Source organism: Hymenobacter pini (assembly GCF_020421205.1).
In the GTDB taxonomy this organism is placed as follows: domain Bacteria; phylum Bacteroidota; class Bacteroidia; order Cytophagales; family Hymenobacteraceae; genus Hymenobacter; species Hymenobacter pini.
Map to the genome: position 1 here is coordinate 180238 of NZ_JAIZZH010000006.1, position 21637 is coordinate 201874.

General features: G+C 59.0%; 14 protein-coding genes. 12 read left to right on the forward strand and 2 right to left on the reverse strand.

Going from position 1 to position 21637, the window contains the following annotated elements; translation table 11 throughout:
• The first annotated feature begins 64 nt into the window (after nt 1-64).
• From LF252_RS20445 to LF252_RS20495, 11 genes are all read left to right on the forward strand, one after another.
• Nucleotides 65-3097: a M16 family metallopeptidase gene (locus LF252_RS20445; RefSeq protein WP_226271447.1), complete on the forward strand. Its 3033-nt coding sequence runs from the start codon at nt 65-67 to the stop codon at nt 3095-3097.
• Nucleotides 3098-3281: 184 nt separating this feature from the next.
• Nucleotides 3282-4559 carry a BamA/TamA family outer membrane protein gene (locus LF252_RS20450; protein ID WP_226271448.1) on the forward strand — a complete coding sequence of 426 codons (1278 nt, stop codon included), beginning with the start codon at nt 3282-3284 and terminating at the stop codon, nt 4557-4559.
• A gap of 87 nt (nt 4560-4646) precedes the next feature.
• Complete coding sequence (locus tag LF252_RS20455) at nt 4647-8093, forward strand: DUF4175 family protein (RefSeq protein ID WP_226271449.1); 3447 nt, start codon at nt 4647-4649, stop codon at nt 8091-8093.
• Nucleotides 8094-8145: 52 nt separating this feature from the next.
• On the forward strand, nt 8146-8613 hold the full coding sequence (locus tag LF252_RS20460) for an ATP-binding protein (protein ID WP_226271450.1): 468 nt from the start codon (nt 8146-8148) through the stop codon (nt 8611-8613).
• A 22-nt stretch (nt 8614-8635) separates the two neighbouring features.
• Nucleotides 8636-9121 (forward strand): rRNA maturation RNase YbeY, encoded by a 486-nt coding sequence (gene ybeY / locus LF252_RS20465; protein ID WP_226271451.1) that lies wholly within the window; start codon nt 8636-8638, stop codon nt 9119-9121.
• Between the two features lie 213 nt (nt 9122-9334).
• Complete coding sequence (locus tag LF252_RS20470) at nt 9335-10063, forward strand: GNAT family N-acetyltransferase (RefSeq protein ID WP_226271452.1); 729 nt, start codon at nt 9335-9337, stop codon at nt 10061-10063.
• 255 nt (nt 10064-10318) lie between these two features.
• A complete protein-coding gene (gene mnmG, locus LF252_RS20475) occupies nt 10319-12187 on the forward strand; it encodes a tRNA uridine-5-carboxymethylaminomethyl(34) synthesis enzyme MnmG (RefSeq protein ID WP_226271453.1) in 1869 nt (622 codons plus the stop codon).
• Nucleotides 12188-12445: 258 nt separating this feature from the next.
• The gene (locus LF252_RS20480) at nt 12446-13336 is read left to right on the forward strand and encodes a class I SAM-dependent methyltransferase (RefSeq protein WP_226271454.1); all 891 of its coding nucleotides are present in this window, start codon (nt 12446-12448) and stop codon (nt 13334-13336) included.
• A gap of 278 nt (nt 13337-13614) precedes the next feature.
• Nucleotides 13615-15246, forward strand: coding sequence for an Ig-like domain-containing protein (locus LF252_RS20485; protein WP_226271455.1), 1632 nt, complete (start codon nt 13615-13617; stop codon nt 15244-15246).
• 1047 nt (nt 15247-16293) lie between these two features.
• Entirely contained in the window at nt 16294-16785 is a 492-nt protein-coding gene (locus LF252_RS20490; protein WP_226271456.1) for a DUF4385 domain-containing protein, read from the forward strand.
• Nucleotides 16786-16977: 192 nt separating this feature from the next.
• Nucleotides 16978-17460 (forward strand): hypothetical protein, encoded by a 483-nt coding sequence (locus tag LF252_RS20495; RefSeq protein WP_226271457.1) that lies wholly within the window; start codon nt 16978-16980, stop codon nt 17458-17460.
• A 195-nt stretch (nt 17461-17655) separates the two neighbouring features.
• Here LF252_RS20495 and LF252_RS20500 read toward each other — a convergent pair whose 3' ends face one another.
• Entirely contained in the window at nt 17656-19059 is a 1404-nt protein-coding gene (locus LF252_RS20500) for an inorganic phosphate transporter (protein ID WP_226271458.1), read from the reverse strand.
• Between the two features lie 364 nt (nt 19060-19423).
• Between LF252_RS20500 and LF252_RS20505 the strand changes: the two genes are divergently transcribed.
• Nucleotides 19424-20938, forward strand: coding sequence for a glycine--tRNA ligase (locus LF252_RS20505; protein ID WP_226271459.1), 1515 nt, complete (start codon nt 19424-19426; stop codon nt 20936-20938).
• Between the two features lie 84 nt (nt 20939-21022).
• Here LF252_RS20505 and LF252_RS20510 read toward each other — a convergent pair whose 3' ends face one another.
• A complete protein-coding gene (locus LF252_RS20510; RefSeq protein WP_226271460.1) occupies nt 21023-21421 on the reverse strand; it encodes a hypothetical protein in 399 nt (132 codons plus the stop codon).
• Nucleotides 21422-21637: the final 216 nt, after the last annotated feature.

Below are 21637 nucleotides of genomic sequence, written 5' to 3' on the forward strand. Positions count from 1 at the left end.
ATTGCCTTTCGGCGCGTACCTTCCGGTTCCATTTTTCTCATTCCGTATCTCCTTATCCACCGCAATGACCCGCAATCAACTGTTGCTGCTGGGCCTGGGTGCTTCGCTGGCGATGCAGCCGGCCGCGGCCCAGCAAAAAACCACCAAGCCTGCCACCGTTACCAAAGCGCCCACGGCCACGGCCGGCGGCGCCCGTCTGGTAGAAAAAATCACCCGTAAACCCGGCGAGCTGGTAATTCCCTACGAAAAATACGTGCTGCCCAACGGCCTCACCCTGATTGTAGCTGAAGACCACTCCGACCCGCTGGTGCACGTAGACGTGACCTACCACGTAGGCTCGGCCCGGGAGCAGATTGGCAAATCGGGTTTCGCCCACTTCTTTGAGCACATGATGTTCCAGGGCTCCGACCACGTAGCCGACGAGCAGCACTTCAAAACGGTGTCGGCCGCCGGCGGTACCCTCAACGGCAGTACCAACCGGGACCGGACCAACTACTTCGAAACCGTACCCAGCAACCAGCTCGAAACCGCGCTGTGGCTGGAGGCTGACCGCATGGGTTTCCTGCTGGATGCCGTAACCCAGCCCAAGTTTGAGAACCAGCGTTCCACCGTGAAAAACGAGCGGGGCCAGAACTACGACAACCGCCCCTACGGCCTGGCTTCCGAAAACGTGAGCCGCACGCTGTATCCCTACGGCCACCCCTACAGCTGGCTCACCATCGGCTACCTCGAAGACCTGGACCGCTCCGATGTAAACGACCTCAAGAACTTCTTCCTGCGCTGGTACGGCCCCAACAACGCCACCCTCACGGTGGGTGGTGATGTGAAGCCGGCCGAGGTGGTGAAGATGGTGGAGAAATACTTCGGCCCCATTGCCAAAGGCCCCGCCGTAGCGGCCCAGAAGCTGCCCGCCCCCAAGCTGACGGCCGACCGGTACGTGAGCTACAAGGACAACGTGCGCTTCCCGATGCTGCAGATGGTGTTCCCGACGGTACCCAGCGGCCACCCCGATGAGTTTGCCCTCGATGCGCTGGCCGAAATCATCGGCAGCGGCAAGAACTCCCTGCTGTATAAGAACCTCACCAAAACCCAGCAGGCCGTGCAGGCCCAGGCCTACAACAGCACCTCCGAGCTGGCCGGCGAGTTCACCATCGTCACGCTGCCCTTCCCCGGCAAAGGCCTCGACTCGCTGGAGCTGAAAGTGCGCAACACCCTGAAGGAGTTTGAGCGCACCGGCGCTACCGCCGAGCAGGTGGCCCGCTACAAAGCCAGCACCGAGGCGCAGATGATTAACGGCCTCTCGAGCGTGCAGGGCAAGGTAAGCCAGCTGGCCGCTAACCAAACGTACTTCGGCAACCCCAACCGCCTGCCCCTGGAGCTGAAGGAGCTGCGCGCCGTAACCCCTGCCGACGTAAACCGGGTGTACAACACGTACATCAAAGGCAAAGGCGCCGTGGTGCTGAGCGTGGTGCCCAAAAATGGTAGCGTACAGCCCGCCAAGGCCGACAACTTCACCGTATCGAAGGACGGCTACAAAGCGCCCGACTACGGCTACGAGGGCCTGAAGTACGTGAAGCCCACTGATACCTTCGACCGGAGCAAGCAGCCCGCCGCCGGGGCTAACCCCGTGGTGCAGGTACCCGCCGTGTGGCAGGCTTCCCTGGGTAACGGCCTGCGCCTGATGGGCACCCGCAACGCCGAAATTCCGACCGTGACGATGCTGCTCACCATCCGGGGCGGCCACCGCCTGGAGCAGGCTATGCCCAACAAAGCGGGTATTTCCTCGCTCACGGCAGCCATGATGAACGAAGGCACCCAGAAGTACACCGGCGAGCAGTTCAGCTCGGAGCTGGAGAAACTGGGCAGCGCCATCCGGGTAAGCACCGGCGACGACAACACCACGGTGTACGTGCAGAGCCTGACCAAAAACCTGCCCGCCACCATGAAGCTGCTGGAAGAGCGCCTGCTCCGTCCTCGCTTCGATGAGGCCGACTTCAACCGCATCAAGAAGCAGACGCTGGAAGGCATTGCCAACCAGAACACCCAGCCGGTAATGATTGCCGACAAGACGTTTGCCCGCCTCGTGTACGGTGCCGGCGACATCATGCAGACTCCCGGCAGCGGCACCACGGCTACGGTAACCGGCCTCACGCTCGACGACGTGAAGCAGTTCTACCAGCAGTACTACGCCCCCAATGTGAGCTACCTGGTAGCCGTGGGCGACGTAGACCAAGCCACGGTAACCAACCAAGTGGGCTTCCTGAAAGGCTGGCAGCAGAAGCAGGTGAGCCTGCCCGCCGGCATGGCTACCACCCAGCCCGATAAAACCCGCATCTACTTCGTGAACAAGGACGGGGCGGCCCAGTCGGAAATCCGCATTGGCTACCTCACCCCGCTCACCTACGATGCTACTGGCGACTATTACCGCGCCTACCTGAGCAACTATCTGCTGGGCGGGGCCTTCAACTCCCGCATCAACCTGAACCTGCGCGAGGATAAAGGCTACACCTACGGGGCCCGCTCGGGCTTCCAGGGCACCCGCTACGTGGGCCCCTACACCGCCCAGGCCGGCGTGCGCGCCGATGCCACGGCTGCCTCGGTGAAGGAGTTTATGAAGGAAATTCAGGGCTACCGCAACGGCATTACCGACGAGGAGCTGCAGTTCCTGCAGGCTTCGGTGGGCCAGAGCGACGCCCTGCGCTACGAAACCGGCCAGCAGAAAGCCGCCTTCCTGAGCCGCCTGTTGGAGTACGACCTGCCCACCACCTACGTGAAGCAGCAGAGCGACATCCTGAAGGCCCTGAAGAAGGAAGACGTGCAAGGCATTGCCCAGAAATACCTGCCCGCCGACAACATGTACATCGTGGTAGTCGGCGACCGGGCTAAGTCGTTCCCCGGCCTCTCGGAGCTGGGTTACGAAGTAGTGGAGCTGGATGCCGATGGCAACCGCGTAGCCGCTGCTGCCCCGGCTGCTCCGGCTGCCACGTCTACCCTCACGCCTCCCATGGAAACCGAGAAAATGAAGGTAAAAACCAAGGACGCCGACGGTAAAAAAGAGAAGCGCAAGTCCAAGAAAGACAAGGACGAGGCTAAATAGCCTACGCTGAATAGGTAAAAGCGAAAAGCCCGGCCCCGCAAGGAGCCGGGCTTTTTTGCGCCTATAGGTCGGGAAAATGGCCGGGCTAATCGAAAATGTAGCGCCGGGCTAATCTTTTGCCGGAATTTTGAGTTTCTATCAATCGGCACGCGCAAGCTCTACCGTGCCGGAGTGGATACCCAACGTGTTACAAGCAAAGAAAATAGGCGGGTTGCTGGCCTCTGTACTCCTGGCCCTCACGGCCCGGGCTCAAACGCCCGCCGCCCCCGATAGTGTGGCCGCCGTGGGCCGGCCCCGCCACGGCATTCAGCTGTTTGGCCTGGGCCGCCGACCCCAGCAGGACGTGGTGGACCTCTACCGCACCTTGTTTCCCAAAACCCAACTGGCGGCCCACGACTCGGCGTCGTTGGGTGATGGGCACAAGTTTGTGTGGGTGATTCCGGCCCTGGGCTACACCCAGCAAACCCGCCTCCTGGTGCAGCTCTCGGGCAACGTGGCATTTCAGCGGCCCGAGGCGAATATGTCCACCCTGGTTTCGGCCCTGAGCTACACCCAGAACAAGCAGCTGATTTTTACGGCTACTACTTCCATCTGGAGCCCCGGCAACCGCACCAACTGGGTGGGCGACTGGCGGGTGATGCACTACCCGCAAAGCACCTACGGCCTGGGTATGCACACTACCCTGGACCGCTCGGTGCTGATGGACTTCAACTACCTGCGCTTCTACCAGAGCGTACTGCGCAACATCGGCCCCGATTTGTACGCCGGACTGGGTGCCCAGCTCGATTACCATTGGGATATTGTGAGCCGCACGCCTACCCGGGAGCTGCACCGCATTTCGCGCTACTCCGAGGGCGTGTCGGGCCGGTCGATGTCGGTAGGGCCTACTATCAGCGTGCTGTACGATACCCGGGGCAACGCCATCAACCCCCAGGGCGGCAGCTACGTGAACCTGCTGGCCCGCGCCAACTCCCGCTGGCTGGGCTCCGACAGCAACTACCAGACGCTGCTGGTGGACGCCCGCAAGTACCTGCGCCTCTCGCCTTACTCCCAGGATGTGCTGGCCCTATGGTCGTACTCGGCCCTGACTTTGCACGGCGACCCGCCCTTCCTGGATTTGCCCAGCACCGGCTGGGACACCTACAGCAACCTGGGTCGGGGATTCATTCAGGGCCGCTTCCGGGGCAAAAACCTGCTCTACGCCGAGGCCGAGTACCGCTTCGGTATTACCCGCAACCGGCTGCTGGGCGGCGTGGTGTTCGGCAATGCCCAAACCGTGTCCGAGGATTCGTACCGGACGCCCGATGTGCTGGCGGCCCGCTTCGAGCGGGTGGTGCCGGCCGTAGGCGCGGGCCTGCGCCTCAACCTCAATAAAGTATCTGGCACCAACCTGTCCGTTGATTACGGGGTGGGGGCCGATGGCTCCCGGGGGCTGGCGTTTAACCTGGGGGAGGTGTTTTAGGCGCGGCAACCGACCACCCGGGAACCTCTTGCGCGCCTCTGCGTGTAGCCTACATGCAGCCGCCGGGCCGAAATCCGTATCTTTCCCATGCCCGGATTAGGCGGCACTCTTATGGTAGTGGAGAAAGACCCCGCAACGACTCGGGCCCTGGACGACGTACTGGCCCGCCTCGACGCGTTTAAGCGTAAGTTTTACCTGAGCCTGTTGGTGCGTGGCCTCGTGGTGGCCGGCGGCCTCGTGCTCAGCCTGTTTCTGGTATTTAACCTGCTGGAGTATTTCCTGTACCTGCCCACCTGGGTGCGGGCTGGGCTGCTGTTTGGGTTTGTGGGCGGTTTACTTTACGCCTTCGGCCGTTGGATTTGGCAGCCTCTGGCGGCCCTCACCAACCTGCGCCGCATGCTTTCCGATGAGCAGGCAGCCAAGCGGGTAGGGGAGTTGTTTCCGGAGGTGCAGGATAAGCTACTGAACGCCCTGCAACTGCGCGGGCAAGCCCAGGAAAATGCCCTGCTGGCCGCCAGCCTGGAGCAACGCGCCGGGCAGCTGCGCGGCGTGGAGTTCAGCCAGGGCATCAATATTCAGGCCCAGACCAAGCCACTGTGGAAATACGTGGCCATACCCGCCGGCGTGGTAGTCCTGCTGTTGCTGGTGTATCCCAGCCTGTTTGTGCAGGGCACCGAGCGGATTCTGCATTACGACCGGAAGTACAGCCGGCCCGCCCCGTTCAAGTTTGTAGTGGAGAACAAGCAGCTCACGGCTTTCAAGGGCGAAGATTTTACCCTGAACGTAACTGTAGAAGGCGAGGCCCTGCCCAACGAAATCAGCATCGAGTACGAGGGCAAGCAGCGCCATTTGGTGCGTGAGTCCGGCAACCGGTTCCGGTTCGATTTCCGCCAGCTGCGCCAGAGCATCCCGTTTCAGTTGTCGGCGGCCGGTTTCTCGTCTGCTGAGTACAACCTGAAGGTGAAGGAGCGGCCTAATCTGCGCGACTTTGCCGTGCGGGTTTCCTACCCGGCCTACCTGGGCAAGCCCGCCGAAACCATCCGCAACACCGGCAACCTCACCGTGCCCGAGGGCTCCGACCTGCGCTGGGAATTCCAGACCGAAGCCACCGACCAGCTCCAGCTCAAATTCCGCAACCCCGACGAAACCCTGACCGCCACACCCGACGACGAGTTGTTCCTGCTCAGCCGCCGGGCGATGCGCAGCCAGCCCTACTCGGTGCAGCTCCGCAACGCCGTGAGCCCCAACCGGGACCCGATTGAGTACCAGATAACCGTTATTCCGGACCAGGCACCGGAGGTGGCGTTGGAGAGCTTCCAGGATACCACTTCCCAGCGCTACCTGGCCCTGGGCGGCACCATCCGCGACGACTACGGCTTCTCGCGCCTGCAGCTGCACTACCGCGTGCTGAGCAAGGGTCGGCCCAACGCCGCCTACCAAGCCAAAGCCCTGCCCCTGGGCAATGGCCCCAGTCAGAGCTATGCCTACCAGTGGGATACCCGCCCCCTGAACCTGCGCCCCGGCGACCGGCTGGAGTATTTCGTGCAGGCCTGGGACAACGACGGCGTGCACGGCCCCAAAGCCGGCCGCAGCCGCACCGCCGAGTTCCGCCTGCCCAGCCGCGCCGAACAGCGCCAGCAGCTGGCCTCCCAGAGCCAGGCCGTACAAAGCCAGCTCAGCCAGGCCGCCCAGCAAAGCAAGAAGATGGAGCGGGAGCTGGCCAAGGCCGAGGATAAGCTGAAGGTGAAGCGTGACCTGAACTTCCAGGACCGCAAGCAGCTCAAGGACATGCTCGACCAGAAGCAGCAGATGGACCAAGCCCTGGATGAGTTGAAGCGGCAGTTTGAGCAGCTCCAGGACCAGCAAAACCAGCTGGACCCGCAGAAAAACGAGCAGCTGGCCGAAAAAGCCAAGGAGTTGCAGAAGCTGATGGAAACTCTGCTGGACCCCGAGACCAAGAAGCTCTACGAGGAGCTGCAGAAGCTCCTGGAACAGCAGAAGGACCAGAACCAGCCCGACATGCAGAAGCTCCTGCAACAGCTGGAGAACAAGGAAAATACCTTGCAAAAAGAGCTGGAGCGCGCCCTCGAAATGTTCAAGCAGCTGCAGTTTGAGCAGAAGCAGGACCAGGCCCTGGAAAAGCTGCAGCAGCTGGCTCAGGAGCAGCAGAAGCTAGCCGAGGAAACCCAGAAAAACGATAAGAACAATCCGGAGAATAAACTCTCCAACGACCAACAAAAAACCAAAAACGAACAACTAAAAACCAACCAAGCCGAGCAGCAGCAAAAGTTTGACGAGCTAAAGCAGGACCTCAAGGATATGAAGGAGCTGGACCAGCAGCTCGACGGCCAGAATGGGGCCGACGAGATGAAGCAGGACCAGCAGCAGGTGGACGAGCAGCAACAGCAAAGCCAGGAGCAGCTGGGCAAAAACCAGAACCAGAAAGCCAGCCAGAGCCAGAAGCAAGCCGCCCAGAAAATGCAGCAGATGGCCCAGAAGATGCAGCAGCAAATGGACCAGGAGGAATCGGACCAGCAGCAGCAGAACATCGACGACCTGCGCGACATTCTGGAAAATCTGCTCAAGCTTTCCTTCGACCAGGAAAACCTGATGAAGCAGTTCCGCCAGGTGGACCAGAGCGACCCGCGCTTCGTGCAGCTCGGCCAAACCCAGCGCAAGCTCAAGGACGACGCCCGTGTGGTGCAGGATTCCCTGTATGCCCTGGCCAAGCGCGTTTTCCAGATCAAGAGCTTCGTGACCCGGGAAGTGGGCGAGATGAACGGCCGCATGGACGAAAGCCTCGACCAGATTCGGCAGCGCAACGTGGGCCGGGCTACCAACTCCCAGCAGCTGGCCATGACGAGCATGAACAACCTGGCCCTGATGCTCAATGATGCCCTCCAGCAAATGCAGCAGCAGCAGCGCGAGAGCCAGCAGCAACAGCAGCAGGGTGGGGGCAAATCGGGCCGTAAAAAGAAGAAAGGCAGCAGCGCCGGCGAAGGCCAGATGGGCCGCATGCAGCAGCAGCTCAACCAGCAAATTCAGCAGCTGCAGCAGAGCGGCAAAACCGGCCGGGCCCTCTCCGAGGAGCTGGCCAAACTGGCTGGGCAGCAACAAATGCTCCGGCAAGCTATGCAGGAATTGGAGCGCCTGCAGCAAAAAGGCGGCGGCAAGCCCCAGAACAATAAAGATGGCCAAGGCCAGGACGGAGCCGGTGGTTTGGGCGACGTGAAAAAAATGATGGAACAAACCGAAACCGACCTCGTAAACAAGCGGCTGACGGAGCAAACCATTATGCGCCAGCGCCAAATCCTGACCCGTTTGCTGGAAGCCGAGAAATCGGCCCGGGAGCGGGACCAGGACGACAAGCGCGAAGCACAGACTGCTCAAACCCGTCCTCCGGTATTTCCTCCGGCGTTTCAGCAATACAAACGCCAGCAAAACCGGCAAACGGAGTTGCTCCGCAGCGTGCCGCCTACCCTCACGCCCTACTACCAGCGGGAGGTGAGTGAATATTTTCAAAAAATGAAATAGCGTTCCGCTAATTTTACCCCCTTACCCGCTGCCCTCCTCTCTTTTCCCTTTTATGAAGCAGGTCAAAATTCAGATTCCTTCCCTGGTTGAAAATATCCGCGTCGTAGAAAGCTTTATCGACAACTCCAAGGACACGTTCCACATCGATGATGACATTTACGGCAACATCATGGTGGCCGTAACGGAAGCGGTAAACAACGCTATCCGTCACGGCAACAAATTCGACAAGGATAAGAATGTCTTCCTGTCGTTGTTCGTGGAGCCGGACCGCGTGAAGTTTGAAATTGAGGACGAAGGCGCGGGCTTCGACTATACCAACCTCTCGGATCCTACGGCCCCCGAAAACCTCGAAAACCCCGGTGGCCGTGGCATCTTCCTCATCCGCCACCTGGCCGATGAAGTGGACTTCCAGAAGGATGGCCGCCATGTGCAGCTCACCTTTATGCTGCCCACGCCTTCGGCCTCTGAGTCCGAAACTGAGCAATCTTCCGCCGTTAGCGGCACCGCTTCGGCCCACTAAATTCTACCCCCAGTTTGCCAGCATGAGCGACCTGCCTACCGAGCACAGCGAGTTTGAGGACGAGGATGATTTCGGCCGTGAAAGCCACGGCATCGAATTCATTGTGGAAGACGTGGAGTTTGAGCTGGCCGACGCGCAGGACTTAACCTCCTGGATTGAGCGGGTAGCCGTGGTGCACGAGCACGAAATCGTGCAACTCACCTACATCTTCTGCTCCGATGAATACCTGCACAAGGTAAACGTGGAGTACCTTGACCACGACACGTACACCGACGTCATCACCTTTGATAACGCCGACGACGCCGACATCATTGAGGGCGACATCTTCATTTCGGTGGAGCGGGTGCGCGAAAATGCCGTTATCCACGGCGTCAGCTTCCGCGACGAGCTGCACCGCGTGATGATTCATGGGGTGCTGCACCTGCTGGGCTACGCCGATAAAGACCTGCTCAGCCAGACTGCCATGCGCAAGAAAGAAGACGACTGTCTATTGCTGCGCACGTTTTAGGCCGGTATTAAACAGAGTACACTTGTTCAGAGATAAAACGCCCGCTTTCTAGCGGGCGTTTTTTGTTGAATAATGAGGTGATAAACAATAAAACGCCATGCTGAGCGAAGTCGAAGCATCTTTACCTCTGGCTAATTCAATCGTACAGGCGAAGCGGTAAAGATGCTTCGACTTCGCTCAGCATGACGTTCTTTGTACCACGGCTATTCCGTTATGTCTGCTACTCCTTCCCAACATCCGGTTCTGCGGGGCGACGCACTGGACTATTATTTGGCTCAAGGCTATTACCGCATGCAGCAGGATCTGTTTACCTGCCGGTTTCTGCCCGTTGATGGGGAGTTGTACACCGTGCATTGGTTGCGGTTGGTGCTACCCCAGGTGCAACTAGGCCCGGAGCAGCGCCGCTTGCTGCGCCTCAACGAGCAGTTTGCAGTGCATATTCGGCCATTTGAGCTGCGGGCGGAATATGAGGAGTTATACGCCCGCTACCGGGCCTCTATTACCTTCGACGCGCCGCCTACCATCGAATCTTTCTTGCTGGGTGGGGCCGAGCACAACGTGTTTACCACCAGCGTGCTGGAAGTGCGCGACGGGGAGCAGCTCATTGCCGCGGGTATTTTTGATAGTGGCCTGCGCACCCTGGCCGGTATCATGAACTTCTACGACCCGGCGTACCGCCGCCACAGTCTAGGCAAGTACCTGATGCTGCTGAAGCTACAGGTAGCGCAGCGCCAGCAGATGTTCTACTACTACCCCGGCTACCTGGTGCATGGCTACCCCAAATTCGACTACAAGCTGTTTCCCGACCGGCAAGCCACGGAGGTATTTAACTGTACTACCGGACTCTGGATGCCGTTTTCCTGGGACGCCGTGGCCCGGCACTCGGCGGAGCTACTGGCTGCTTACCCGGATGAGGAGGCGGAGGTAGAGAATCTGGAGTAAACCTGCGGACCGCAAAAACGGTGAAGTGCGTATCTTTGTGCACGTTTTGAGCGTGTTGCGTCCGACTTTCTGAAGTTGATTTCCTGAGGAAGCGCCTGCCCACACGCGGGCGTTTTCGGTTTAGCTGGTGCGGCGAACTTTCTGGTTTGCGGCTTCTGTTTGCCTCAGACGCCCAAGGAAATGTGCGGCCCGCAATGCTGTTCCGGTGCCGGAAAAAGCCGCTCAACTCGTCCCATTCGCTTAAATCCGCAGTTCATGTTTCAGCAAGAAGAGTACGACGTAATAGTAGTAGGAGCCGGCCACGCCGGGTGTGAGGCGGCCGCCGCAGCTGCCAACATGGGCTCCAAGGTGCTGCTCGTGACGATGAACATGAACACCATCGCGCAGATGTCGTGCAACCCGGCCATGGGCGGGGTGGCCAAGGGCCAGATTGTGCGCGAGGTAGATGCGCTGGGCGGTCAGTCGGGCATCATCACCGACAAAACCATGATTCAGTTCCGGATGCTGAACCGCTCTAAGGGCCCCGCCATGTGGAGCCCCCGGGCCCAGTCGGACCGCATGCGGTTTGCCGAGGAATGGCGCCTCACGCTGGAACAAACTCTGAACGTAGATTTCTGGCAGGAAGCCGTAACCGGCATTCTGGTGGAAAACGACACGGTGGTAGGCGTGAAAACCCAGCTGAGTATTGAGTTCCGGGGTAAGGCGGTGGTACTCACCAACGGTACTTTCCTCAACGGCCTTATCCACATCGGGGAGAAGCAGTTTGGGGGTGGCCGCGCCGCCGAAAGCCGCAGCACGGGCATCACCGAGCAGTTGATTGAGCTGGGCTTTGAAGCCGGCCGCATGAAAACCGGCACTCCGCCCCGCGTGGACGGCCGCTCCCTGGACTACTCCAAAATGGAGGAGCAGCCCGGCGACGAGGTGCCCTGCAAATTCTCCTACCTCGACACGCCCGCGCTGGTAAAGCAGCGTCCTTGCTACATCACCTACACCAATCCGGAGGTGCACGAAATCCTGAAAGAGGGCTTCGAGAAGTCGCCCATGTTCCAGGGCCGCATCAAGGGCCTGGGGCCGCGCTACTGCCCGTCGGTGGAGGATAAAATCAACCGCTTTGCCGACAAGGACCGCCACCAGATTTTTGTGGAGCCCGAAGGCTGGAGCACGGTGGAAGTGTACGTGAACGGCTTTTCGAGCAGCCTGCCCGAAGACGTGCAGTACCGCGCCCTGCGCAAAATTGCTGGCTTCGAAAACGCCAAGATGTTCCGCCCCGGTTACGCCATCGAGTACGACTTCTTCCCGCCCACCCAGCTGCACCTCACGCTGGAAACCAAGCGCATCCGGAACCTGTACTTCGCGGGTCAGATTAACGGTACCACCGGCTACGAGGAGGCCGCCTGCCAGGGCCTGATGGCCGGCATCAACGCCCACAACAAGGTGCACGGCAAGGAGCCCTTCATCCTGAAGCGGAGCGAGGCCTACATCGGTGTGCTCATCGATGACCTGGTGAACAAGGGCACCGACGAGCCTTACCGCATGTTCACGAGCCGGGCCGAGCACCGCCTGCTGCTGCGCCAAGATAACGCCGACCTGCGCCTGACCCCGCTGGGCTACGCCCTGGGCCTGGCCTCGGAGGAGCGCATGGAACTGGTGCGCCAGAAGGAGCAGCAAACTCAGGAAGTAGCCAAGCTGCTGAAGAATTTCGGCATCGAGCCCCAGGAAATCAACCCGTGGCTCACGGAAATTGGCTCGGCCACCATTCACGAGAAAACCCGGGCCGTGAACCTGCTCCGCCGCCCCGGCATCGACCTGGCTGCCCTGAGCCGGGTGCTGCCCGGCCTCACGCTGGCGCTGGCCCCGTACCAGCCCGAAGCTCTGGAGCAGGCCGAGATTCTGGTGAAGTATGAGTCGTACCTGGAGAAGGAGCATCAGCAAGCCGCCCGTGTGCAGGAGCTGGAAAACTTCACTATCAAAGGCCGCCTCGACTATAAAGCTATGCCAGCCCTCTCGCACGAAGCCCGCGAGAAGCTGCTCAAGATTCAGCCCGAAACCCTGGGCCAGGCTAGCCGCATCAGCGGCGTATCGCCAGCCGACGTGTCCGTGTTGATGGTGTATCTGGGGAGGTAGCCGCCCTGTCATCCTGAGCAACCAGCACGTCATTCCGAGCGGAGCGAGGAATCTCGCGTGCTGATGTTGTGGTGGTAATCCTCCGTCAGCACGCAAGATTCCTCGACTCCGCTCGGAATGACGGTCTGTAAACCAAAGCGGCCGCAGAATCTTTCAGGTTCTGCGGCCGCTTTGGTTTCGTACTTTCGTGGTGCGCGTAACTATTCCGGCTCCCTAACTGCCGGAATCAGCGCAATCAATATTAATCAGCGAGCATCTGTGATTTACGAGCGACTTGAGAAGTGCCCGGTGTGCGGCAAAACGGAATTCCGCAATAAGCTGGTGGTGGAGGATAAGTCGGTGAGCAAGGAGAGCTTTGCCATTCAGCAATGCGTAGCCTGCTCGTTCCAGTTCACTAACCCCCGTCCCGACGAGGCCAACATTGGGCGCTACTACGAGTCGGATGAGTACGTGTCGCACAACAGTGGGGCAGGAGGGGTGATTAACCAAGCCTACAAGGTGGCCCGGTTCTTCACCATGCGCCGCAAGGTGGCCCTGCTGAATAAGCAGGCTAAGAAGGGGCGTCTGCTCGATTACGGCTGCGGTACGGGGCACTTTCTGGCCGCCGCGAAAGCCAACGGCTGGCAGGTGGCCGGCTGGGAGCCCAACGCCCGCGCCCGTACTGAGGCCAGTGAGCGGGTAGGCCAGCCCATTGGCGCCGAGAGCTTGGTGCAGTTTCAGCCCGCCAGCTTCGATGCTATTACCCTCTGGCATGTGCTGGAACACGTTCATACCCTGAACGAAACCCTGCAGCAGCTCATCCAGCTCTTGAAGCCCGACGGTACGCTCATTATTGCCGTGCCCAACGTGGACAGCCTCGATGCCCAACACTACCGCCAGGATTGGGCCGCCTACGATGTGCCCCGTCATCTGTACCATTTCACCCCCAAAACCATGACGCAACTGCTCAAAAAGCACAAAATGAAGGTGGCGGAGGTGTTGCCCATGCCCCTGGATGCCTACTACGTGAGCATGCTCAGCGAAAAGCACCGCGCCGAGCGGGGCGGCGGCATGCTCACGGTACTCAAGGCCGGCTACAAATCCAACCAGTACGCGGCCCAGCACGAGGGCCAGTACAGCAGCCTGATTTATGTGGCCCGCAAGCGGTAGCCCAGGCAAGCTCATTTAGACAATGCCCCGGAGTCAGACTTCGGGGTATTTTTTTGCGGCTGCCTGGTAGGGTAGGAGGGAGGCCACACTGCTGCTGCTTAGCACGTTGCCATTTTTGGTAATGGAGGCCCGTTTGGGAGTACCTGCTGTATAGCTTTTGCCCGGCAGGCTGACGGTTTTGGGCAGTTACAGCGTTAGAGCCCGTACCTTCGGGTAGCGGAAGCGGCCGGGGTAACCGCGCCACGCTTCCGTATCTGTCCCAACCCGTTTAGCCCTCAATGCTTCATCCTGCTTTTTCCCGTGCTAGCGTATTTCTGTTACTGGCCGCCGCGGCGGGCCTGAGCGGCTGTGCCGCCGTCAGCTCGCCGGAGGGCGGCGCCCGGGACACCATTCCGCCCAAGCTGGTACGCAGCGTGCCCGCCAACGGCACCCGCAACTATCAGGGCAAATCGGTGCGGCTGGAGTTTTCGGAGCAGGTGCAGCTGAAAGACCTGGCCAAGAACCTGATTGTAGCCCCCATCATCGGCGACGACAACCCCTACAAAATCCGGGAGGAGCGCACGGCCATTACGCTCACCTACGACAAGCCGCTGGCCGCCAATACCACTTACTCGTTCAACTTCGGCAACTCCATCAGCGACATCACCGAGAGCAATCCGGCCCCCAAAGCCATCGTCAGCTTCAGTACCGGGCCCGACCTGGACTCGGCCTCTGTGCGGGGCTCGGTGGTGGATGTGCTCAGCCAGCAGCCGGTGGAGAATGCCGTGGTGCTGCTCTACCCCGAGGCCGATACCTCCACCGTGCGCCGCGGCCGCCCTACTTACTTGGCCCGCACCGATAAATCGGGGCGGTTTGAGTTGACCTACCTCAAGGCTACCCGGTACCGCGCCTACACCTTGCTGGATAAGAACAACAACAACCGCTACGAGGAGCCCGAGCGCATTGGCTACCTGCCCGACCTGCTCACTGTGGCGGGCCGCACCGATTCGGTCCGCTTCCTGATGACCCGGCCCGATACCCGACGCCCCCTGGTAACTACCCAGAAAACCAACCCCACCGATTTCCGCATCAGCTACAACGAGGGGGTTCGGCAAGCTACGCTGGCTCCTTTGGGCAGTGCCACGCCCTCACCAGCTCTCAACGAGGCCCTGCAACTCACCGATAAAGGCCGAACGGCCGTGCTGTACCGCACACCGGAGTTGCAGGAGGGCCGCTTCCTGCTTACCTCCGCCGATAGCGCCGGCAACGTGGGCCGCGACACCATCAATGTGCGTTTTCAGGGCAATGCGCCGGCCAAGCGCGGGGCCGCCTACACCGTGGAAGGCAGCCCCAAAGAAGTGTATCGCCAGGGGCAGGTAAAGTTTGTGTTCAATGAGCCCATTCGCCTCACGCCCGGCAAACCCATTGGCACGTTGCTGGAAGACTCCCTAAAGCGCCGCCCACTCTCGCTACCCGCCGATGGCAGCCTCAGCCCCGACCGCGCCACGCTCAGCCTCAATCCCAATACCAGCGCCCGCAAAACCGTCACTTTCGTGCTTGATAGCACCGTGGTGCGCAGCATAACGGGGCAGCCGCTGGGGCTGAAGCCACTGCGGCTGCGCGTGGCCGAGCAAACCAGCACTGGCACCCTGAGCGGCCCCGTACAAACCACTGCCCGCCGTTACTGGGTGCAGTTGCTGGATGCCAATAACAACATCATCAGTGTGCTCGACTCGCCCAAGGGCACCTACCGCTTCGATAACCTGCAGCCGGGCACTTTCCGCCTCCGCGTGCTCATTGATGAGAACCAGGACGGCGTATGGCAGGGCGGCGACCCGGAGCTACGCCGCCCGCCCGAACCGGTATATCTGCTCTCTAAAACCATTCAGATCCGCTCCAACTTCGATAACGTGGAAACGCTGGCATTTTAACCGCCCGTCTCTGGTTCACCACAGCCCGGTTTCGCTAGTAGCGGAGCCGGGCTTTTTCGTGCCTTGGCTCCTTTCCTTAACAAACAGGCCTCTACAGGAATCAGCCTGCCTGAGTGGGTGGTAGAGTGGGCACCAGCTGTAGTACTGCCAAAGTACAACTCCCTGCTATATATAACTGGTCCTATAAAGATATCCACAGGGCAAAATTACCTTTGCAGCTTGCCAGGCCATTTCTGCTGTTTTCCAAAACCGTAATCCACATAGTTTATCCACTAAAAACGGCCATAGGTGCTTAACCTGTGGATAATACTGGGGAAACCTGGGGATAACCCGTGGAGAAGTTGCGGAAAAGTTTTTTTGGTTGGTACCCCCTTTTTGGCACCCTCCCGGAGATGTACAAAACCCGTGGATAAGGGTGGATAACTTTCCCCCGAAAATCCCAGAATCCACACTGGGTGGTGGATGTGAATTGTGGATTTCTAGGTGCCTTATGTGAATAGTTAAAAACTCATGTAACAAACTGATATATAGCGCAATGATATCCACATACCCTGTTAATGGACGGTGGATAACCCTGTTCTTGTACACATGTTACCCACGCCGTGGATAACCTCTGATTTTTATCCACTTATAAACAGCCCTAACGACGGGGACAAAAAGAGATTTTTAAATAAAAAGAATTTTAAAAGTTATTAACCTGTGGAAAAGCGGCTCGTGTCCCGCTCAGTCTCCGGATGATTCAGGTCCGGATGATCCAGGCATTTCCGGGCCAAGCCAAATGCCGGAAACGGGCGAAGCTCATTAGGCATCTCCCAAAACAGAAAAGGCGACTGAGCAGCTAGAATTCACCCCAGAAATCAACAAGTGCATATCAGTCACTCAAAAAATGACCTCAATCACTTTGAAAAGATGGTTAGGTGTTTATAAATGAACAGGTTATCAACACTGCAGGGCTGGTTTTCCACTAATCACACCCCAAACCAGCGTGGCGGAAGCAGCCGCCAACCCGAAACCGGCGTATAGCTACTCCACCTCCGCGCCCTCAATATGCCGTTCGACTACACCCTGGACTTTCGCACTGTTGACTTTCGCCGGCATCCGGAGTTGTACCGCGTGGGCAAGGGCGAGCAGGGGGTGCTACTGGTACAGCCCTATAAAGGCGAGATTCTGCCCCACTGGCGCTTCCGCACCCCCGAGGTGGCCCAGGAGTCGTCGGAGAAGATTTACGCGCTGTTTGAGGCTTATTTACGGCAGCACGACTTTGTAGGGGCCGACATGGCCCGTAAGTTTCTGCAGATGGGTTTCACCAGGGCCCGGCGCTACGCCAACCACCGCGGCGGCAAGAAGTACGATGGGCCGGTGCCTGACGACAAAAAGGGCCAGAGCGGCAGCCACGGCCGCGCCGAGCTGCCCCGCTCCCCAGAAGACCCCGAAAAGGCCCGGGCCGCCGCCATCTTCAAAGCCAAATGGGATGAGGCCAAGCACCACCCCGAGTACCTGCGCCAGAAGGAAGCCTTCGAGCAGCGCCACGGCAAATGAGTTGTTCGCTTTCAGACGTAGCTTATCCACCACGTATAACCCGCCAAGTGGATAACTGCTAAAACCAGCAACGAAAACGGAAGAACCAACAACCGTACTGTAGCAACCAAAACCAAACAACGGTACACGAACCCCGCAGACCTCCTACCTTTACTTTCTCAGAAGCAACTCTCCTTTCACCCCTCATAGGCTATGCAGAACCTAACCCAACCCTCCAGCACCGAAGAAAACGAAATCAGCCTTGGCGTAGGCATGGGCCCCCTCAAGTTCGGCGCTTCCATGGACGAAGTGCGCGCCCTGATGGGAGAGCCGGAAGAAATTGAAGAGTCGGAAGACGACGACGAATTTGAACACCAGGCTTGGAACTACCTCGAGGAGGGCTACTCGCTCTACTTTGACCGGGAAGATGACTACCGCCTGAGCTGCATCGAAACTGACCACCCCGGCATGCGTCTCTACGGCGAGGCCATCCACGGCAAGAGCCCCCAGGAAATTCAGGAGCTGATGAAGCGCCACGGCCACGAGCAAAGCGAAGTGGAGAAAATGGACACTGGCGAGATGCGCGTGTCCTACGAGAAGGAAATGATTGACATGTACTTCGACGAAGACCAACTGCAGTTTGTCAACTTCGGCGTGTTTATCAACGACGATTTGGAGGTGCAGTGGCCCGCCTAGTCAAAAGTTATCCACATTTTGGCGGGTTTTACCTGTTGATAAGTGGATAAGGCTCTAATAATCGGGAGTTTTCAACAGCTTTTCCTAAAAAGCCGAGCCTTGCTAGCCTGACTAGCACACTGCTGAAAATCAGCCCATCAACAAAAAAGCCGCCCCGAAACCGGAGCGGCTTTTTTGTGCGTTTTCAAGAACCGTTTACGAGGGCATGATGCTACGGAAGAGCAGGAACAGCACACCAGCCAGCACCATCGTCACGGGCAGGGTGAGCACCCAGGCCAGCGCAATGTTGCGCACCATCTGCGGGTTCAGGTTCTTGATACCCCGGTTGGCCACCATGGAACCCGCAATGGCAGACGACAGCACGTGCGTGGTAGACGACGGCAGGCCGTAGCCGGTGGAGGCCCCAATCATGGCGGCGGCTACCAGCTCCGACGACGCACCTTGGGCGTAGGTCAGGTGCTCTTTGCCAATCCGCTCACCAATGGTTTTCACGATGCGCTGCCAGCCCACCATAGTACCAATACCCAGCGACAGGGCCACCATCAGGGACACCTCCCAAGGGGCGTAGTCGGTGAAGCGGCGCATGTCGGTGAGGCTGTCCTCAAACGTTTTGCGGTCGGCGGAGCTCAGCGGCACTTTGTCGCTGGCAATAAATTTCTTCACGCGGTTATTGAGCAGCAGAATGGCTTTGCGGATTTCAAAGCGGGCCTGCTCGGGCAACTGCTTCACATCGGTTTTGCCGGCGAAGATGGCATCCAGAGCGTTGGTCTGGTTGCGCATTTCCGACAGCAACTGGCGGTCAGCTTCACCCAGTGAAGGAGCGTTTACCCGACCCATCACCTGCTCTACCTGCGTGAGTGAGTCGCGCATGTCGAGGGGGTTGAGCTTGGCGTTGAGGGCGAAGTGCACGGGTACGATGCCAATCAGAATCAGCATCATCAGGCCCACGCCCTTCTGCCCGTCGTTGGAGCCGTGGAAGTAGCTTACCAGCGTGCAGGTGGCAATCAGAATCAGGCGAATCCAGATGGGTGGGGGCTTGCGTTTGTGCGGCTCCTTAAAGATGGCTTTGCTCTTGACGAAGCGCCGCAGCAAAAACATGAGCACAATGGTGAGCGAGAAGCCAAACAGCGGCCCGATGAGCAAGGCTAGGCCGGTTTCGCCGGCTTTGCTCCAGTTTACGGCGGCGGCCGAGGGACTCAGCAGTGAGAAGGCAATGCCTACGCCCAGGATGGAGCCAATGAGTGCGTGCGACGACGAGGCCGGAATACCATAGTACCAGGTACCCACGTTCCAGATGATGGCCGCCACAATGAGGGCCCCCACCATAGCAATGCCGTGGTATACGTTCTGATCCACGAGGCTTTCCACGGGCAGCAGGTACACAATACCCATGGCCACGCTGATACCGCCGGCAATTACGCCCACGAAGTTCCAGAACGCCGACCATATCACCGCTACCCAGGGCCGCAACGAGTTGGTGTAAATCACCGTGGCCACCGCGTTGGCCGTGTCGTGGAAGCCGTTTACAAATTCAAACGCGCAGGCTGCTAGCAAACAGGTAACCAGCAGCAACAGCACATGAGGCTCTAAGCCAAACATAAGGGGGGGATTGGTGAAGATTCAGTTTCGGCAACCAAAGGTACTGCCGCCCTAAGGGGGCGCAAGATTATGAAATTGTTACCGTACTGGCCGGACGCCCTGTAGGTTGAGCCGCTAAACGCAGGAACCGGCAGCAGGTTTAGACAGAACCGTTGAGCGACAGTAAATTATTGAAAAGCAGCAATTCAACGGTCTTTCCGGTAGCTGGGCTAGCACGGTAGTAAATGCTTTGGCTACTTTTGCCCTTTATATAGAATCAAGAGCTTAGAACTGAGAGGCAAGAGTTGAGTCGGCAATTGCCGGTCAGGTCCTGTCTATCTAAGTTCTAAGCTCTCGAATCTAAGCTCTCAACTCTATCCTCCGCATGAGCAAACCCGCGCAACCCGCCGCCAATACTACCGAAGGCACCCTGGCCGAAATCGTGTCGCACGCCAAGGAATACGGCTTCGTGTTCCCCTCCTCCGAAATCTACGACGGCCTGGCTGCCGTGTACGACTACGGCCCCAACGGCGTGGAGCTGAAGAACAACCTGAAGCAGCTGTGGTGGAAGGCCATGACCCAGCTCAACCAGAACGTGGTGGGCATCGACGCGGCCATCTTCATGCACCCCACCACCTGGAAAGCCTCCGGCCACGTCGACGGCTTCAGTGACCCGCTCATCGACAACCTCGACAGCAAGAAGCGCTACCGCGCCGACGTGCTGGTGGAGGACAAAGCCGCCGAGTACGAAAAGGCCGGCGAGCAGGAGCGTGCTGACCAGCTGCTGGCCACCCTAGGCCGCCTGCTGACCGACAACGACCTGCCGGCCGTGAAGCAGCTCATCATTGATGAGAAAATCCTCTGCCCCATCAGCAAAACCAGCAACTGGACCGACGTCCGCCAGTTCAACCTGATGTTCTCGACGCAGATGGGGGCCGTGGCCGAGGGCTCCAGCGAAATCTACCTGCGCCCGGAAACGGCCCAGGGTATTTTCGTGAACTTCCTGAACGTACAGAAGTCGGCCCGCGCTAAGGTGCCGTTCGGTATTGCCCAGATTGGTAAGGCCTTCCGCAACGAAATTGTGGCGCGCCAGTTCATCTTTCGCATGCGGGAGTTTGAGCAGATGGAAATGCAGTTCTTCGTGCGTCCTGGCACTGAGGGCGAGTGGTACGAGCACTGGAAAGCGGCCCGCCGCCGCTGGCACGAGGTGATGGGCCTGCCCGCCGACAAGCTGCGCTTCCACGACCATGAGAAGCTGGCCCACTACGCCAAGGCGGCCGTCGACATCGAGTACGAATTCCCCTTCGGTTTTAAGGAAATTGAAGGCATCCACTCCCGCTCCGATTTCGACCTGACCCAGCACCAGCAGTACAGCCGCAAAAAGCAGAACTACTTCGACAACGACATCAACCCCGAAACCGGCAAGCCCTACGGCAACTACGTGCCCTACGTGGTGGAAACGTCCGTCGGGGCTGACCGCCTGTTCCTGGCCACGCTCTGCCAGGCCTACCAGGAGGAAACCATTGTGGAAGGCGAAGAGCAGAAAACCAAAACCCGCAAGCTGCTGCGCCTGCACCCGGCCGTGGCCCCGGTGAAAGCCGCCATTTTCCCGCTAGTGAAAAAGGACGGTCTGCCCGAGAAAGCCAACGAAATCTACAACAGCCTGCGCCACGACTTCCGCCTGGTAGTGGAGGAGAAGGACAGCATCGGCACGCGCTACACCCGCCAGGACCTCATCGGCACGCCCTTCTGCATTGCCGTCGACCACCAGACGCTGGAGGACAACACCGTCACCATCCGTCACCGCGACTCCCGCGAGCAGACGCGCATGCCCATTTCGGAGCTGCGCAGCTATATTGGCGAGGCCGTGAGCCTCTCGCGCATTTTTGAGCAACTGTAAGGCTTGTAGAGTTTGAAAAACAGAACGGCCGCCGGAGCAATCCGGCGGCCGTTCTGTTATATCGGGCGGTGTGTGAAGGGGCAGTTAGTTTTCGCTGAGCCACTGCGTGGCGTCACGGCGGGAGGTGAAGTAGTTGAACTCCACGCGGGCCGGAGGCAGGGTGGTAGTGGCGAGGGAGTTGCCAATTTGGTACTGGTACTGCCCCTCTGATACCACGGCCGCAATAAACAAGGGGCGGTGGGGCTGGTCGGCCAGGGCTTCGGTTAGGGGGCCCAGCAGCTCATCGGCCTCATCGGTGGGTGGGGCGTTGCGTTTGAGGTCCAGCAGCAGCTTGCCCACGTTCTGGGCCAGCATTTCCTCCAGGGCGCGCTGGTAAGCCTGGCCAAACGATACCGACAGGCGGGTGGCGTTGTAGCTCAGGTGGAGCGTTTCAGAAACCGGATTGTACGTGAGGGACGCGTCCGGGGAATTGTACAAAGTCATGGTGACAAGAAAATGACAAGCAATGAAAGGAATAATACAATTCATTGCTCGTGCAACGTACTGTAATGCGGATGTTTACGTAGAATAAGGCATAAAATGTTCACTATATTCTGAAGAATAAATGAGTTTTCCAATTGGACTCGTTATATGATGGGCTACTCTCGCCGAACGTTTACCGGCTGATGCTCACCACATAGCTGCCGGGGGTTGCGTACC